General features: G+C 70.1%; 15 protein-coding genes. 8 read left to right on the plus strand and 7 right to left on the minus strand.

Features of this window, described 5'->3' with window-relative positions; genetic code table 11:
- Positions 1–34 precede the first annotated feature (34 nt).
- The gene (locus ACIHAA_RS23895) at positions 35–694 is read left to right on the plus strand and encodes a fasciclin domain-containing protein (protein WP_399820541.1); all 660 of its coding nucleotides are present in this window, start codon (positions 35–37) and stop codon (positions 692–694) included.
- A 295-nt stretch (positions 695–989) separates the two neighbouring features.
- Here the strand turns inward: ACIHAA_RS23895 and ACIHAA_RS23900 are convergent, their stop codons facing one another.
- The 3 genes from ACIHAA_RS23900 to ACIHAA_RS23910 form a co-directional block, all read right to left on the minus strand.
- Positions 990–1,742 (minus strand): anti-sigma factor domain-containing protein, encoded by a 753-nt coding sequence (locus tag ACIHAA_RS23900; RefSeq protein ID WP_399820391.1) that lies wholly within the window; start codon positions 1,740–1,742, stop codon positions 990–992.
- Positions 1,739–2,323, minus strand: a complete 585-nt coding sequence (locus ACIHAA_RS23905; protein ID WP_399820392.1) for a sigma-70 family RNA polymerase sigma factor — start codon at positions 2,321–2,323, stop codon at positions 1,739–1,741. Before ACIHAA_RS23905 ends, ACIHAA_RS23900 begins: the two co-directional genes overlap by 4 nt.
- Positions 2,324–2,473: 150 nt before the next feature.
- Positions 2,474–3,181 (minus strand): ArsR/SmtB family transcription factor, encoded by a 708-nt coding sequence (locus ACIHAA_RS23910; protein WP_399820394.1) that lies wholly within the window; start codon positions 3,179–3,181, stop codon positions 2,474–2,476.
- A gap of 65 nt (positions 3,182–3,246) precedes the next feature.
- On the opposite strand from ACIHAA_RS23910, the gene ACIHAA_RS23915 reads away from it, so the two are divergent.
- The 3 genes from ACIHAA_RS23915 to ACIHAA_RS23925 are packed head-to-tail and all read left to right on the plus strand — an operon-like array spanning position 3,247 to position 4,951.
- A complete protein-coding gene (locus ACIHAA_RS23915; RefSeq protein ID WP_399820396.1) occupies positions 3,247–3,705 on the plus strand; it encodes an OsmC family protein in 459 nt (152 codons plus the stop codon).
- The gene (locus ACIHAA_RS23920; protein ID WP_399820398.1) at positions 3,702–4,106 is read left to right on the plus strand and encodes an ACT domain-containing protein; all 405 of its coding nucleotides are present in this window, start codon (positions 3,702–3,704) and stop codon (positions 4,104–4,106) included. The genes ACIHAA_RS23915 and ACIHAA_RS23920 overlap by 4 nt, the downstream gene beginning before the upstream one ends.
- A gap of 35 nt (positions 4,107–4,141) precedes the next feature.
- Positions 4,142–4,951 (plus strand): SMI1/KNR4 family protein, encoded by an 810-nt coding sequence (locus ACIHAA_RS23925; RefSeq protein WP_399820400.1) that lies wholly within the window; start codon positions 4,142–4,144, stop codon positions 4,949–4,951.
- Between the two features lie 131 nt (positions 4,952–5,082).
- Here the strand turns inward: ACIHAA_RS23925 and ACIHAA_RS23930 are convergent, their stop codons facing one another.
- From ACIHAA_RS23930 to ACIHAA_RS23940, 3 genes are all read right to left on the minus strand, one after another.
- Positions 5,083–5,502 carry a hypothetical protein gene (locus tag ACIHAA_RS23930; RefSeq protein WP_399820402.1) on the minus strand — a complete coding sequence of 140 codons (420 nt, stop codon included), beginning with the start codon at positions 5,500–5,502 and terminating at the stop codon, positions 5,083–5,085.
- A 203-nt stretch (positions 5,503–5,705) separates the two neighbouring features.
- A complete protein-coding gene (locus ACIHAA_RS23935) occupies positions 5,706–7,100 on the minus strand; it encodes an MFS transporter (protein ID WP_399820404.1) in 1,395 nt (464 codons plus the stop codon).
- Positions 7,097–7,285 carry a hypothetical protein gene (locus ACIHAA_RS23940; RefSeq protein ID WP_399820406.1) on the minus strand — a complete coding sequence of 63 codons (189 nt, stop codon included), beginning with the start codon at positions 7,283–7,285 and terminating at the stop codon, positions 7,097–7,099. The genes ACIHAA_RS23935 and ACIHAA_RS23940 overlap by 4 nt, the downstream gene beginning before the upstream one ends.
- Positions 7,286–7,699: 414 nt before the next feature.
- On the opposite strand from ACIHAA_RS23940, the gene ACIHAA_RS23945 reads away from it, so the two are divergent.
- Complete coding sequence (locus ACIHAA_RS23945; RefSeq protein ID WP_399820408.1) at positions 7,700–8,428, plus strand: GntR family transcriptional regulator; 729 nt, start codon at positions 7,700–7,702, stop codon at positions 8,426–8,428.
- Between the two features lie 158 nt (positions 8,429–8,586).
- Here the strand turns inward: ACIHAA_RS23945 and ACIHAA_RS23950 are convergent, their stop codons facing one another.
- Positions 8,587–9,660, minus strand: coding sequence for an alcohol dehydrogenase catalytic domain-containing protein (locus ACIHAA_RS23950; RefSeq protein WP_399820409.1), 1,074 nt, complete (start codon positions 9,658–9,660; stop codon positions 8,587–8,589).
- 1,043 nt (positions 9,661–10,703) lie between these two features.
- Between ACIHAA_RS23950 and ACIHAA_RS23955 the strand changes: the two genes are divergently transcribed.
- The 3 genes from ACIHAA_RS23955 (at position 10,704) to ACIHAA_RS23965 (ending at position 15,286) form a co-directional block, all read left to right on the plus strand.
- Positions 10,704–11,450, plus strand: a complete 747-nt coding sequence (locus ACIHAA_RS23955; protein WP_399820411.1) for an IPT/TIG domain-containing protein — start codon at positions 10,704–10,706, stop codon at positions 11,448–11,450.
- 149 nt (positions 11,451–11,599) lie between these two features.
- The gene (locus ACIHAA_RS23960) at positions 11,600–12,874 is read left to right on the plus strand and encodes an IPT/TIG domain-containing protein (RefSeq protein ID WP_399820413.1); all 1,275 of its coding nucleotides are present in this window, start codon (positions 11,600–11,602) and stop codon (positions 12,872–12,874) included.
- Between the two features lie 2,178 nt (positions 12,875–15,052).
- Positions 15,053–15,286, plus strand: a complete 234-nt coding sequence (locus tag ACIHAA_RS23965; protein WP_399820415.1) for a hypothetical protein — start codon at positions 15,053–15,055, stop codon at positions 15,284–15,286.
- Position 15,287: the final 1 nt, after the last annotated feature.

Raw genomic sequence — 15,287 nt, forward strand, 5'->3', positions numbered from 1 at the left:
GCTCGCCGCGCGCTCTCAACAGGAGATTCCCATGATGAACACCCGTATCCACCGTCTCGCCGTCACGCTTGCCGCGACCGCGGTGCTCCCCCTGACGCTGAGCGCCTGTTCCGGCGACAAGAGCGGTGATTCCGGCGACTCGAACTCGTCGAGCAAGCCCTCCGCCTCGCAGAGCAGCGGCGACATGGGTGGCTCAACCGGCGACACCACCGCCATGGACCAGCCCTTCGGCCCCGCCTGCTCCGCCGTGCCCAAGAACGGCGCAGGCTCCTTCGACGGCATGGCCAAGGACCCGGTGGCCACAGCCGCCTCCAACAACCCCGCGCTGTCCACCCTCGTGTCCGCCGTGCAGAAGGCCGGACTGGTCGACACCCTCAACAACGCGCAGGACATCACCGTGTTCGCGCCGACCAACGACGCCTTCAAGAAGATCCCGAAGGCCACCCTGGACAAGGTCCTGAACGACAAGGCCGAGCTGACGAAGATCCTCACCTACCACGTCGTCGGCAAGAAGCTCACGCCCAAGGACCTGGAGAACGGCTCCTTCGCCACCCTGGAGAAGTCGCAGGTGATGACCTCGGGCTCCGGCGAGTCCTACACGGTCAATGGCTCCGCGAAGGTGGTCTGCGGCAACGTCAGGACCGCCAATGCCAACGTCTACATCATCGACTCGGTCCTGATGCCGAAGGGCTGACGCCCCTCCAGGCAGGGAGCCGCGCGGCACGGTCACTGAGAACGGGTGACCCCGGTGCTGCGCGCCTCCCCTAGTGCTCCGGTGCTTCGCCCCGTCCCGTCGGCAGGGCAGGGCGAACACCGGATGGCGGGCCGGTCCGGGGCCTCGCGCCGCGGACCGGCCCTGCTGCGTCGCTCCGCACGGGACGTACGCCACTGCCGCACACTCCCCCGATCCTGCCGGAACCATCGCCACGGCGAAGGGGTCGCCCCGTGGTACGGATACCGATACCTGGGCGACCCCTTCGCCGTGACGCTCAGGAGGGGATGTTCAGCAGACCGAGGGGCGTGGTGGTCGGCTGTGGCGATCCTCCGGCCGGCTCTACGGTGACCCCGACACCGGAGGCGCCGTCCACCCGCCCCCGCATCAGCACGGCCTGACTAGCGCGGCCGGGGCTCATCAGGCCCGCCGAGCGCATCTTTCCCTTGTCTGCGAACCACAGCTGGTAGACCTTGCCCCGAGGGGGTGCGGGCAGGTCCGAGGCCACGAACACGGCCTGGTCGCGGTCGGCGGACACCACCAGGGTGCCGGTGCCCCCCGCGATCCGGGCCGACCGCGTCTTCGCGTCCGACGCGCCCAGCACCCCGGCCACCTCGTCGGCCTGGCGCTCGGCCCGGGCCGCCTGCTGCCGGGCGTCCTGCGCGCGTTCGTACTGCCACAGCGCCGTACCGCCGAAGGCCGCCGTGGCCGCCAGACACGCGGCCAGCGCCCACCGGGCCGGTCCACGACCACGCGGCGCGCGATGCCTGACCTGGTCCGGACCCGTGGCGGCGCCCGGAGGCACCTGACGGACACCGGTGATGCGGTGAAGTACCTGGCGACGCATGGGGTCACGGACCGGCGCGGAGGAGGCCGAGGCGAGCCGGGCGGCCGTGGCCGTGAACTCCGCCACCTCCTGCACACAGGACGCACAGCCGGACAGATGGCGTTCGAAGACGGCCCGTTCTTCACCGGGCAGCGCGTGCAGCGCGTAGGCACCCGTCAGCAGATGCAGGTCTGCCGTGGTCACGCCGTCACCCCCAGGCAGTCACGGAGCCGGATGAGACCGTCCCGCAACCGGGTCTTCACCGTGCCCAGGGGCAGCGCGAGCGCTTCCGCGACCTGTCGGTAGGTCAGGCCCCGGTAGTACGCCAGGGTGAGCGCCTGGCGCTGCAAGTCGGTCAGGGTCCGCAGACACCGGCGCACCTGCTCCTGCTCAAGCCGCGTCTCGACCTGTTCGGTCACCTGGTCGTACTCGGGTGTCCGGTCCAACAGGGCGGCCTTGGTGTCGCGGGCGGCGGCGGCCTCCACCGACCGGACCCGGTCCACCGCGCGCCGGTGAGCCAGGGTCAGGATCCAGTTGATGGCGGTGCCGCGCTCCGGCCGATAGCGCGGCGCGGTACGCCACACCTCCACCAGCACCTCCTGGGCGACCTCCTCCGACTGCGCCTGGTCACGCAGCACGGCCCGGACGACACCGAGCACGGAACCGGCCACCGTGTCGTAGACGGCGGCGAATGCCTCTTGATCTCCGAGGGCCACCTCGTGCACCAGCTGCTGGAGATCAGGTGTGGACGACGGGTTCCGGCCGATGTAGACGGCTTCCTTCACAACGGATCTCCCCAGGGTGCGACGGACCAGTACATCTCCGGGGAATCCGAGGCCGCACAGCTCATGGATTGGTCGCACGGCCGAGTCCCCCACGACGTCAACAGGACCGCCTGCCCATGGGTCACGCGTGGAGCGTGCGGTGACGCCCGCTCACGCCCTCGGCCGGACCGAGCCAGGAAGATCGACACCCCAGGCCCCTTGGACGAACTCGCGCCCGGCTCCAGTGACGTTGAGGCCTCGGCCGGACCGGTGGCGGGTTACCCATCCGGCGTCGAGGAACCGCTTGCCGACGGCGGCACCGAGTGCGCCCGCCAGGTGCGGTCGCCGTTCGGTCCAGTCCAGGCAGGCCCGTGTCGTGGCGCGCCGAGCCCTGATCGCACCGTGGACGTCGACGCCGATCCCGTGCAGACCGTCCATGCCCGCATCGGTGAGAGTGAACTCATCAGGGCCGCTGAGCCACCCGGCCCGCACCCAGGCATCCGCCAGGACAATGCCCAGGCGTCCGGCGAGGTGGTCGTAACAGAACCGGGCCGCTGCCAGCTGCTCGGCCTGACGGCTTGCCCGGTAGCCCGGGGCCGGAGCGGCGTCGGCGAGTGCGCCCAGGGCTTCCAATGCCGCGGCGACCTCCGGGGCGGCCAGCGAGTAATAGCGATGCCGTCCGTGCGCCTCGCAGACCAGCAGGCCCGCGTCGCACAGCACCCCGAGGTGCTCCGAGGCCGTAGAGGGGCCCACTCCTGCCGCCCGGGCGAGTTCACCGGCGGGCCGCCTGGTGCCGTCCATCAGCAGGTTCAGAAACACCGAACGCGCCGGAGCGGACAGTGCTTTGCCCAGTCGTGTGAAGTCCCGGTCCCTGCTCATGGGGACCACGGTACGACGGCGACGTTTCGGCAACCGCCGAAGCGAACCGGGGCTACCGTCGCACCATGAGCTCGCACACCTATGCCACCCATTTGCGTTGGGACGGCTCCACCGCCGCCGGTATCCGCTCCTACTCCCGCGACCACGTCGCCACCGCACCACCGGCCGTTGCGCAGGTGGCGTTGAGCGCGGATCCGGCTTTCCGGGGCAGCCCCGAGCGGCTCAACCCGGAGCAGCTGGTGGTCATGGCCGCCTCCTCCTGCCAGATGCTGTCCTTCCTCGCCGTCGCCGCCCGCGCCGGTGTCAACGTCCTGGACTACGAGGACGAGGCAACCAGTCACCTCGACCTGACGGCCGAACCCACCCGCCTCGGCGTGATCCGTCTCGCCGTCACCGTCACGGTGGCCACCGGGACAGATGAGGTCGCGGTCCAGGAGCTGGCTGAACAGGCTCACCACGAGTGCTACGTGGCCAACTCGCTGTCGGTGCCCGTGGAAGTGACCACCACGGTGGTGATCGCATGACCGCTCAGTTGAAGGATCTTGAGGTCCAACTGCCCGACCGGCCCGGTGCGCTGGCCGATCTGGGCCAAGCCCTCGGCCGCGCCGGAGTGAGCCTTGAGGGCGGTGGCGTGTTCACCCATGACGGCGGGGCCATCGCGCACTACCTCGTCGACAACGGCTCGCTCGCCCTCCGGGCCGTCACCGAGACCGGGTTTGGCGGGGCAGCCGTCCGGGATGTCGTCATGACCCGGCTGGACCAGGAGACGCCGGGGCAACTCGGTGCGCTGGCAAGGCTGCTGAGTGATGCGGCGGTCAATGTGCTGGTCCAGTACAGCGATCACGCCGGTCATCTCGTCCTGGTCGTCGCCGAGCAGCACCGGGAAGCATGCCGCACCGTCGTCGCACACTGGGAGAACCGCTGACTCCGGGGGCGGGAGACAGGATCTACGGTCCAGGCATGACCAGAGAAGTCCTCGCATTCGGTGCGGCCTGGGACAGCTTCGCGTCCTGGCTGGTCGCGCACTGTCCGATTGACCACGCGGCCCTGCAACCGCCTGCCACGGCCGAGGAGATCACGACGCTCGAAACACAACTCGGCTTCCCGCTCCACCCTCATCTGAGGATCCTTCTGGAGCGCCACAACGGCGTCCTCAAACATCCGGAGCCGGACAATCGTGACGCGGGAGCCTTCCTCCCACTGGGATACCGGCTCAGCGGAACGGGACTTATCGCCGATGTGCAGGAGTGGCTGGCGGCCGACAGCGATGCCTTCGCCATGGGGCGGGAGGAGGACGATCTCCACGGCCATGCCCACCGATGGGTCCCCGTCGCGCACTCCATCGATGCCGGAATGGTCTTCGTCGACCATCACCCCGGCCCGGGCTACGGACATGTCTACGAGATGGGCATTGGGTGCGGGATCATCGACGCCACCCACTGGGCACTCAGCCTGGCCGCACTGTTCGACGGCCTGGCAACGTGCCTGGAGTCGGGTGAACCCTTCCAAGGCGACTGCCCCTCCCCCGACGAACTGCCCTCAGGACACGTCCGCCTCAGCTGGGGCGGCTCGACCACGATGGCGAGCATGCGGGACTGGCCGACGCCCCGCCGGGTCGACTCGCCTCTCCGGCCTGCCGCGCCCACTGGTCGGCTGTTGGGCCGCTCACTTGGTGCACTCCGTCCCCTGCCGGCTCCGGTGGTTGCGTCCCTGGGGTCGCCGAGCGAGTCAGAGACAGAGGAAGACGGGTTCATCGAGGGGGACCGGTAGGCGCAGCGGATGCCCGGACAGGGGGCCGTCAGGCTCTCGTCCGGGCATCCGGGGTGTGGTGGTCGGCGGGTCGGGCGGGGCAGTCGCGGATGTGGTGTGGCGGTTGCCCGTGCCCGACCCGGCGACACGGTTCAGCGCACGGTGACGTTGAAGACCGGGGAAGCGGTGGTGCCGTTGACGATGCGCAGGTCGTTCTTGCCCTTCAGTCCGAGCTTGACGCCCAGCGAGTAGGAGCCGGTGCGCGAGACGGGCGCGGAGGCGGGCAGGGTGACCCACTTGCCGTGCTGCTTCTGCTGGAGCGTCACCTTGCTGCCCGCCTTCAGACCGGTGGTCGTGCCGGTGACCCGGAAGAGCTGCCAGGCGGAGACCGAGGAAACGGACGGCTTGGCGGTGATCGAGGCCTTGGCGGCCACGGTCTTCTGCGCCACGGCGGAGGGCACGGAGTGCGCGGCAGGAGCGGCGGCCATCGCGGTGCCCGCCAGGGCAACGGAGGCGGCGCTGAGGACGCCGACAGCAGCGATACGCAGGGAGTGCCGCTTGGTGACGATCATGAATCCATACCTCTCAAGAAGAACATCCGGTTTTGCACCGAAGGTTCGGCATTGCGCGATTAGCGCGTTCTCACACCAAAAGATGTCCCTTCTGTCGGATGCGTTGCAGGCGGTTTGTCACTGTCTCGCAACAGCGGGATCAGCCCGGAGCCGCTCCCCCGGCCCGGCTCGGGACCGTGGGGCCCGCCGATGGCTCATCGCCCTCAGACCAGTGCGGCTTCCTTGGTGTCCGGCGCACTCACGTCCAGGTCGCTGAGCGCCAGATCCTTGGGTTCGCGGAGGACGAGTGTGGCGGCGATGCCGAGGAGGAAGCACACGCCCGCGATGAGGGTGACAACGCGCAGGCCGTAGTGCGAGAGCGCCAGCGGGGTGATGAGCGCCCCGAGGAAGGCGCCGATCTTGGCGATTCCCGCGGACAGGCCGTGGCCGGTGGAGCGGACCGCGGTCGGATAGCTCTCGGCGGCCAGCAGCATGGTGGTGTAGTTCGGGCCGAGCGCGATACCGAACAGCGAGATTCCGAAGACAAGGGCGAAGGGCACCACGGTGTGGGTGAGACCGCCGATGGCGGCGATCAGAAGCATCGACAGGGCGCTCAGGGAGAAGCCGAGGATCTGGAGCCTTCGGCGGGGGACGCGGTCGAGCAGCGCCAGTCCGACGACGGCGGCGGTCAGGCTGAAGCAGAGGACGAGTGCGGCGTTGAGGGCGATGTTCCGGAGGGTCGAGGTGCCCGGGGCGATGCTGGCGATCAGGAGGGGCTGGCTGACGGAGTTGCCGTAGACGGCGACGTTGAAGCAGAACCAGGCTCCTGCCGTGCCGAGGAGGGCGAGGAGGAAGCGGCGTCCGCGCAGTATCGCGGTCAGCGGCGGCCGTTGGGGCGTCGTCCGGTCCGCCTCGCGGGTGACCTTCCGGCCGGAGTAGTGGGCCAGGTCTTCGGCCGCCTGCACGGCGTCGCCCGCGACGGCCAGGGTCCAGCGCGGCGACTCGGGCATGTGCCTGCGGTTCCACAGGACGAACAGCGAAGGCAGCGCGCCGAGGGCGAGGACGATCCGCCAGGCCATGTGGTCGGGCACGCCGACCGCGAGGACCAGCAGCGCGACGAGGTAGGCGGCGACCTGGCCCAGGACATAGAAGAGGAAGGTCAGGCCGACCAGGCGGCCGCGGTTGCGGCGGTTGGCGAACTCGGTCATGATCACGCCGCTGGCCGGGTAGTCGCCGCCGATTCCCAGACCGAGGAGGAGCCGTCCGAGCAGGAGCACGGCGAAGTTCGGGGCGCATGCGGAGACCAGGGCTCCGACGATCATCAGGACGGCTTCGAGTCCGTAGACCCGTCGTCTGCCGAGTAGGTCACCGAGGCGGCCGAAGACCAGTGCTCCGATCGCGACGGCCATCAGGGTGGAGCTGGTGACCAGGGAGACCTGGCCGGCGTCAAGGCCGAACTGCGGCTTGACCAGCAGCATCACCGTGCCGATCACGTTCAGGTCGTAGGAGTCGGTGAAGAATCCGGCGCCCGCGACGACGGCGGCCTTGAGGTGGAAGGTGCTCAGCGGTGCATCGTCCAGGGTGGTCCGGACGTCTGCGGGCCGGATGTCGGTGGTCACCGGGTGCCTCCGTGGTCGTGGGCGTCGAATACGGCGGGACGGTCCGCGGCGGCCGCGCGCTCGGGGGCGTCGGGGGCGAGGCTCGCGGCGGGCAGGGCGCCGTGGACGGCGGTGAGTACCGCACCGCCGTCCTCGACGGCTGCGCCTGCCGTGTCGGGGCGGACCGGCCGGGTGGGTGTGGGCATGGTTGTCCTTGCAGTTCGGAGGGTGGCCGGGGGCAGTCAGCTGCGGGATGTTGTCCGGTGGGCGGGCGCCGACCAGGCACGAGTACGCCCTCGGGACTCGGGGCGGCGGCACGCGGTGACCGCCGCGGAGCGACGGCATCGGCTCAGCGCGCCTGTCCGGGGGCTTGGCGAGACTCTCGCAGTCGGCCGCGGACCCCGTCAACGACTTGTACTTACAGGTCACCGATTGTTCATCTTGCCTGCGCGTCGCCAGGACCGGGGAAAGCCGGGGAAATGGGTGGATCCGTTGATCGCGGGCAACTGGAGAGGCATGGAGGGCCGGGGAGTCGGCAATGTTGTAGTGACATGTTGATCGGCTCTCGATACTTCTGGCCGTGATCCGGTCCACAGGTCCTCACCTGTAGGGTCAGGCGTGTGAAGGAGCCTCTGCACAGCGTCATTGCGGCACAGTTGCGTCAGCGCATCCGGAGCGGTGCCATCGAAGTCGGGGAGTTCCTCCCCTCGGAGGCGGATCTGTGCGAGGAGTTCTCCGCCTCGCGCACACCCGTACGGCAGGCGTTGGCGGCCTTGCGCGAAGAGGGCCTGGTCGGCGGCGGCCAGGGCAAGCGGTCGCTGGTGCTGGACGCGGTGCCGTCCCAGCCCTTCGAGTCGTTTCTCTCCTTCACCATGCGCGCCGAGCTGACCGGCCGTGCCCCCGGCCAGCGCCTCCAGGAGATCGCCTTGCGCCGCCCGGGCCCCGCCGTGGCGGCGGCCCTTCAGATCGACACGGACGCACTGGCGGTCCAACTGCTGCGGCTGCGACTGCTCGACGGTCAGCCGGCCATGCTGGAGCGGATGACCTACACCGAAGCCGTGGGCCGACCGCTGCTGAGCGCCGACCTCGACGCGGGGTCGATCTACGCCCTGCTCACCGAGCAGGGCGTGGACCTCGCCTCGGCCCGGCACACCTTCGACGCCGTCGCGGCCGACAGCGTCGACGCCGAACTGCTCGATGTGGCGCCGGGGACACCGCTGTTGAGGGAACGGCGCCTGACGACCGACTCCCAGGGCCTGCCGATCGAGTGGTCCGACGACCGCTATCGGCCGGACGTGGCCACCGTGACCGTCACCAATACGCGCGCGGCCCGGACCGCGGGGCTCTAGGGTCTTTCGTCTGGATCGGGCCGGGCCAGGGAGCGGGGTCCGGTGCCGAGCGTCGCAAGGCGGTGGAGGGCGTCATGGCGGAGCCATGGCAACCGACGACAACGCCGCGAGGCGCGGTGCCAGGGCCCGCGAGCCCGGCCTGATCCACACGAGAGGCTCTACAGCAGTCCGGGAGCGACGGCCTGCCTGGGCGCTTCGCCGCGGCGGCCCGCGGTGATCGCCTCCTCCATACAGTCCAGCGCGTACGTATGGCCGACGAGGTCCGCGAAGGGGAAGGTGCGGTGGTGCGCGGCCAGGAAGCGCACCGCGGTCGCGAGGTCTTCGGGGCAGTAGTTGTGCACGCCGACGACGGTGTGCAGCCCGCGCACCACCCGCTCGGGGTCCAGGGCCACGCTCGCGCCGGGCGAGACCGATCCGACCAGCACCGCTCTGCCGCCGACGTCGAGCGCGTCGATGCAGTGCTGGACGGCCGCCGACTGGCCCGAGAAGTCCATGGCCGCGTCGGCCGCGGCGGGCGCGCCGGAGCCGTCGACGGCATCGGCGGCACCGAACACAAGGGCCTGGTCGCGCCGAGCGGGATTGGGGTCGACCGCGACCACTCGGGCGCCCGCGGTGGCGGCCATGGCGATGGCCGTCAGCCCGAGCATGCCCGCCCCGGTGACCAGCACGCGACGCCCGTCCAGGGGTCCGGCCGCGGAGACGGCCGCCGCGGCGGTCGCCGTCGCGCAGGACGCGGGGCTGGCCACCTCGTCGGGCAGGTCGCGCGGAACCGCGACGACGGCGGTACCCGGGAGGACGACGCAGTGGGTGGCGAATCCGCCGGTCAGCGGGGCGTTCTCATGGAGCGGTTCATGTCCGTACTTGCGCAGTCGCAGGCATTTGTGCGGCAGCTTTCTGAGGCACCGCTCGCAGGCGCCGCAGGAAGAGGTGACGGACCAGACGACCCGCATACCGGGCACGACCGGCGTCCCGTCCATGCAGCGGACGCCTCCCTCCCCCACGCCCACCACGGTCCCCACCTGCTCATGGCCGAGCAGCGCGGGTACCGGTGAGGGACGTCGTCCTTCCACGGTGTGCAGATCGCTGCCGCACAGGGTGGCCAGGTCGACGCGCACCAGCAGGGCACCGCGCTCGGGGACCAGGGATGTGCTGCTCGATACGAGAGTGAAGGGCCGGCCCACCCCGTCCCATCGGGCGTAGCGGACCGGGACCGTCGTCTGGGGATACGTCATGGATCGAACTTGTCATGAAAAACCAGTGGGATCAATGGGGTGTAGTGACAGGTTGCCCGGCTGTTCATCTGCGCGACAGCCCGCAAGCCGCGTCAGCCGGTGCCTGGACGGCACCGGCTGACCGGATCCATTTTCCTCAACGGAGGTGCCCATCGCGACAAACCAGCTCCCGCGCTGCCCACGAGGGGCACTGCAAATCGGCTGAACTGCCGCTTCCCCCGGAGAGGATGGGCGGCCCACCGGTTGGATATTCACATCCAATCTCTCGGGCCAGGGCATCAGCAAGTAAATTCTGCACCCATCACTCGAACAGGTGAGCATAATCGTTTCACTTGCCTCATTGCTCTCCTCCACCGGGTCCCACTCCGCCGCGTTTCAAATCCCCTTACCACGCACGGGACTTCAGCCCTGGCCCGCTTCCGCATTCGAAGCCCCATTGCACCGGCCCGCCGAATTGCGAGGGAAAAGGCCGGACACCCCGGACGGAGGGCGAAAGACGGGGCGGGCATTCCCTCGGACCGCCGTCAACCGAGTGACGTCGGACCGAGTAGCACCAGACCGAGCAGCGCCGGACGGAGTAGGGTCCGGAGGTTCGCACGCTGTCGGCCCGACCCTCCGAGTCGACGCCCGTGGCAGGGGTGACCGGGGCGGCGGCCGCCGTGTGGAGTGCGGGGTGGGAGCCGTGAAATTACTCCATTCGAGTGATGGATTTGACGGTCCCTTGTTAACTCGAACGGGGGCATGCGTCACTGAGGTCGTGAAACCGGCGGGCTGCCCATCCCCGTGCCGGGAGAACGTTCAGACGGGCAGCGTTTGCCGGTTTTTCGCATGCCCAGAGAGACGGCAGGGGCTGCTGCGCGCCAGGCCTTGGGTTCCAGGACGATCGTCCATTCCCACGCCGTAGTCCGGCAGCATTCCCGAACCGTATTCCCCCTCCACCCGGAGTGGCCGGCCAGAGCTGACGGCGCCGTCCGTCCGCGCTGCCCCCGGGCCGTTCCGCCGGTTCCTCACACCCCCACCCCAGCAGGAAGAAGGAGCGTCCCATGCCTATTTCTCCGACCCAGGGTTCCACCGGCGGAGGCACACTGGTGACCATCACGGGCACCAACCTCACCGGCACCAGCGCGGTGACATTCGGTACGAAGCCCGCCACGAACGTCACCAATGTCTCGCCGACCCAGGTCACCGCGGTCTCGCCGTCCGGGACCGGTGTGGTCGGGGTCACCGTGACGACGTCGGGCGGGACCAGCAACCCGGTGTCCTTCTTCTACGTCGGCGCCCCGTTCAAGTCCTCCCTGAGCGCCTCCTCCGGGCCCCTGGCGGGCGGCAACACGATCACCATCAGCGGCACCGGTCTGTCGACGGCGACCAGTGTGTCCTTCGGCGGTGTCACCGCGACCCCGACCGTGATCTCCGACGCGTCCATCTCGGTGGCGGTGCCGGCCGGTGCTGCGGCCGGGCCCGTGTCGGTGAGTGTGACGACCGCCGGTGGCACCAACAACGGCCTGTCCTACACCTACATCGACACACCCACGATCACCACGGTCAACCCGTCCTCCGGCCCGACCTCGGGTGGCACCGCGGTGACCATCACGGGCACGAACTTCGGCAGCACCCAGTCGGTCACGTTCGGTGGAGTCGCCGCACCGTTCTCCGTGGTCAGCTCCACCACGCTCTCGGCCGTCACTCCGTCCGGCACGGCCGGTGCCGCCGACGTCGTGGTCACCAACCCCGCCGGATCCGCGACGGACGTCGGCGGCTTCACCTACGTCGCCGGCCCCGGCATCTGAACCGGCAGCCCCAGGGTCAGTCGTTCAACACCCTTCCGGGCGGGGCACCTTGCTCCGCCCGGAAGGGCAGCGCCCGCCCGGCGCCGACGGGTGTGCCGGGCAGGTCCGCATCGGGACCCGTACGCCGTGCCGCTTGAAGGAGTACAGCCATGGCCGCCCCCGTCGTCTCCTCGATCAGTCCCAGCCAGGGGCCGCTGTCCGGCGGGACGACGGTCACGCTCACCGGTACCGGCTTCACCGGTGCGACAAGCGTCAGGTTCGGCGGAACCGCGGCGATCTCGTTCACCGTCGTCAGCAGTACGCAGATCATCGCGGTGAGTCCCGCCGGATCCGGCGCGGTCAATGTCACCGTCACCACCGGCGAGGGCACCAGCACCCAGACCGTCACCTTCACCTACGTCGTCGCCCCTGCGCTGACGAGCCTGACGCCCAGTCAGGGTCCGCTGGGGGGAGGCATCGTGGTCACGCTCACGGGCACCAATCTGACGAACGCGTCGGCCGTGCGCTTCGGCGGAACCGCGGCCATCTCGTTCATCGTGATCTCCCCCACCCAGATCACCGCGGTGGCCCCCGCCCGCGCGGCGGGGGCCGTCACGGTCACGGTGACCACCCCGGGCGGCACCAGCAACTCGCTCACGTTCACCTATGTGGTCGCTCCCGCGCTGGCCAGCATCTCCCCCGGTCAGGGGCCGGTCGCGGGAGGCACCGTGGTGACCCTCACGGGCACCAACCTTTCCGGCGCGACGGCGGTGCGCTTCGACGGCATCGCGGCCGCTACCTTCACGGTCGACTCCGCAACGCAGATCACGGCGGTGACGCCCGGCCACACAGCCGGTTCCGCCGCGGTGACGGTGACGACCCCGGGCGGCACCAACAACCCGGACAGTCCCAGCGTGTATTTCTTCTACGCCCCACCGCCGACGGTGACGTCCATCGCCCCCACCTCGGGCAACACCGCGGGCGGCACCAGCGTGACGCTGACCGGGGACGGGTTGCTCGGCGCGTCCGCGGTGCGCTTCGACGCGACGGCGGCGACCTCGTTCACCGTGAACTCCGCCACCCAGATCACCGCGGTGACCCCCGCCCACGCGGCGGGTTCCGCGGCCGTCACGGTGACGACCCCGGGCGGCACCAGCAACCCGGTCGGCTACGGCTACTTCGACACGCCCACCCTGAGCGGGCTGGCACCCGACCAGGGGCCGACCTTCCTGGGCGATGTCGTCACGCTGACCGGAACCAGTCTGACGACCACCACCGGCGTCCTGTTCGGCAGCACTCCCGCGTCATTCGTCGTCCTGTCCCCCACTCAGGTCAGCGCCGTCGCCCCGGCGGGAACTGCCGGGGCGGTCACCCTCACGGTCACCACCACCGCGGGGGTCAGCAATGGACTGACGTACACCCGGGTTCCGAGCCCCGCGATCTGACCGGGCCCGGAGCAGTTCCGCGCCTATTGGCGGGGGCCGAACGGAACGCAGAAAAATTATCATTCTATCTGTTCGTGTCATAACGCGCATCTCGGCGGCATATGCGCTTTTCTCTTCACATCTCCCTTGGTTGCGTGTGAGCGGTGGAAGGCGTGGTGGTTCCCAATGCGAAGGATTGTCGTTTCATCGCTTGTTCTGGGAGCGGTGAGTCTTGGGCTGACCTGTGAGTTGTCGGAGTCCGCCGCGGCAGCTCCGGGGCCGAAGGGCCCCGCACTGTCAGGGATTACGGCTCCGAGGGACTCGCACGACCCCTCACCGAACGGCGTCCGGGGGACTGTTACGGCCCGAAACGGTGTCAGTATCCGCGCCTTGCCGACAAGTCACTCTGCCGAGCTGGGTTATTACCCCAAGGATGCATGGATCAGTATCTGGTGCGCGGCGCGTGGGGAAAGCGTCGACGGGAATACGACGTGGTACAGGCTCGCGAACCGCCCGGGCTGGGTGGCTGCCCGCTATGTCAAAGTCTCCAGCACGGTGCCCGTGTGCGGCGAACCGGGCCCCCAGGGCCCTCCCGGAGCACAAGGGCCTCAGGGCGGCACGGGAGCTACGGGGCCGAGCGGACCTCAGGGGAATACAGGGGCTGTCGGGCCTCAGGGGAGCTCCGGGGCCACTGGGCCACAGGGTGGGGCTGGTCCTGCGGGACCTCAGGGTGCTACGGGTTCTGCGGGGCCGCAGGGCAATACCGGGTCCGCCGGGCCGCAGGGTGGGACGGGGCCAGCTGGGCCGCAGGGCAACACCGGGTCCGCCGGGCCTCAAGGTGGAACAGGGGCCGCCGGGCCTCAAGGCAGCAGCGGGCCTGCTGGGCCTCAAGGTGGGGCCGGGGCCACGGGGCCGACCGGGCCTCAGGGAGGCACGGGAAGTGCCGGGCCGCAGGGAGACGCGGGGCCCGCGGGACCTCAGGGCAACACCGGGTCCGCCGGTCCTCAAGGGGCTACGGGATCTACCGGGGGCGCCGGACCGCAAGGCAGCACCGGAGCTGCCGGACCGCAGGGCGACACGGGAGCCACCGGGTCTGCCGGACCTACGGGCCCTCAGGGCAACACCGGAGCTACCGGTCCCGCAGGGCCGCAGGGCGAGACCGGTACCACCGGAACTGCGGGGCCTCAGGGTGCTACGGGTTCTGCGGGGCCCCAGGGCACCACCGGAACTGCTGGGCCCCAGGGGGGCACCGGCCCTGCTGGACCTCAGGGAAGTACCGGAGCTGCGGGGCCTCAAGGAGGAATGGGGCCTCAGGGCCAGACCGGGTCCCAGGGAACCGCAGGACCCCAAGGCAACACCGGAGCCACCGGACCCCAAGGAGGAACCGGATCTCCTGGACCGCAGGGAGGAACGGGAGCCACCGGACCCGCCGGGCCGCAGGGCGACACGGGAAGCACCGGACCTCAGGGCAGCGCCGGTGCTACGGGACCGCAGGGAGCAACGGGCTCCGCCGGAGCCACCGGGCCCCAAGGCACCCAGGGCGACACAGGACTGACGGGGCCCCAGGGCGGGACCGGAGCCACCGGGGCCAGTGGGCCTCAGGGCGACCCGGGAGCCACCGGACCGCAGGGCAACACGGGCAGCACCGGACCTCAGGGCGCCACCGGCACCGCCGGACCCCAGGGTGGCACCGGCGCCGCTGGACCTCAAGGAACTCCCGGAACCACGGGACCCCAGGGAGGAACCGGAGCCACCGGACCGCAGGGCAACACGGGCAGCACCGGACCTCAGGGCGCCACCGGCACCGCCGGACCCCAGGGGGGCACCGGCGCCGCTGGACCTCAAGGAACTCCCGGAACCACGGGACCCCAGGGAGAGACCGGACCCCAGGGCCAGACCGGGTCCCAGGGAACCGCCGGACCCCAGGGCAACACGGGAGCCACCGGACCCCAGGGAACCGCCGGACCCCAAGGCGACACCGGAGCCACCGGACCCCAAGGAGGAACCGGGCCCCAGGGAACCGCCGGGCCTCAAGGAACCGCCGGACCCCAAGGCGACACCGGAGCCACCGGACCCCAAGGAGGAACCGGGCCCCAGGGAACCGCCGGGCCTCAAGGCGACACCGGAGCAGCCGGGGCCCAGGGTGATACCGGAGCCACCGGGCCTCAGGGGCCCTCCGGTACCGCCAGTGTCACACCCGTGTTCGGAACGACCACAACGATCGAGCCGGAAGCCACGACGGCCGTGGCCGCGGTCTGTCCGAACGGGCAGACGGCGATTTCCGGCGGGTGGCTCGCGGGCGACGAGGTCATCCCCGTCAACAGCTTCCGCTCCACCAGTTCGAATCCCAATGACAGCTGGACGGTGAACTTCCATAATCTGTCGACCGACCAGGAGTACTCCATCACGCCGATTGTCTACTGCGCGCCGTAGG

This window comes from Streptomyces sp. NPDC052040 (genome assembly GCF_044548405.1).
In the GTDB taxonomy this organism is placed as follows: domain Bacteria; phylum Actinomycetota; class Actinomycetes; order Streptomycetales; family Streptomycetaceae; genus Streptomyces.

Bases quoted from the DNA above. Each gene is read 5' to 3' on its own strand.
- ACIHAA_RS23895 (WP_399820541.1), top strand. From the start codon at position 35: ATGAACACCCGTATCCACCGTCTCGCCGTCACGCTTGCCGCGACCGCG.
- ACIHAA_RS23910 (WP_399820394.1), bottom strand. From the start codon at position 3,181: ATGAGCAGGGACCGGGACTTCACACGACTGGGCAAAGCACTGTCCGCT.
- ACIHAA_RS23915 (WP_399820396.1), top strand. From the start codon at position 3,247: ATGAGCTCGCACACCTATGCCACCCATTTGCGTTGGGACGGCTCCACC.
- ACIHAA_RS23920 (WP_399820398.1), top strand. From the start codon at position 3,702: ATGACCGCTCAGTTGAAGGATCTTGAGGTCCAACTGCCCGACCGGCCC.
- ACIHAA_RS23925 (WP_399820400.1), top strand. From the start codon at position 4,142: ATGACCAGAGAAGTCCTCGCATTCGGTGCGGCCTGGGACAGCTTCGCG.
- ACIHAA_RS23930 (WP_399820402.1), bottom strand. From the start codon at position 5,502: ATGATCGTCACCAAGCGGCACTCCCTGCGTATCGCTGCTGTCGGCGTC.
- ACIHAA_RS23940 (WP_399820406.1), bottom strand. From the start codon at position 7,285: ATGCCCACACCCACCCGGCCGGTCCGCCCCGACACGGCAGGCGCAGCC.
- ACIHAA_RS23950 (WP_399820409.1), bottom strand. From the start codon at position 9,660: ATGACGTATCCCCAGACGACGGTCCCGGTCCGCTACGCCCGATGGGAC.
- ACIHAA_RS23955 (WP_399820411.1), top strand. From the start codon at position 10,704: ATGCCTATTTCTCCGACCCAGGGTTCCACCGGCGGAGGCACACTGGTG.
- ACIHAA_RS23960 (WP_399820413.1), top strand. From the start codon at position 11,600: ATGGCCGCCCCCGTCGTCTCCTCGATCAGTCCCAGCCAGGGGCCGCTG.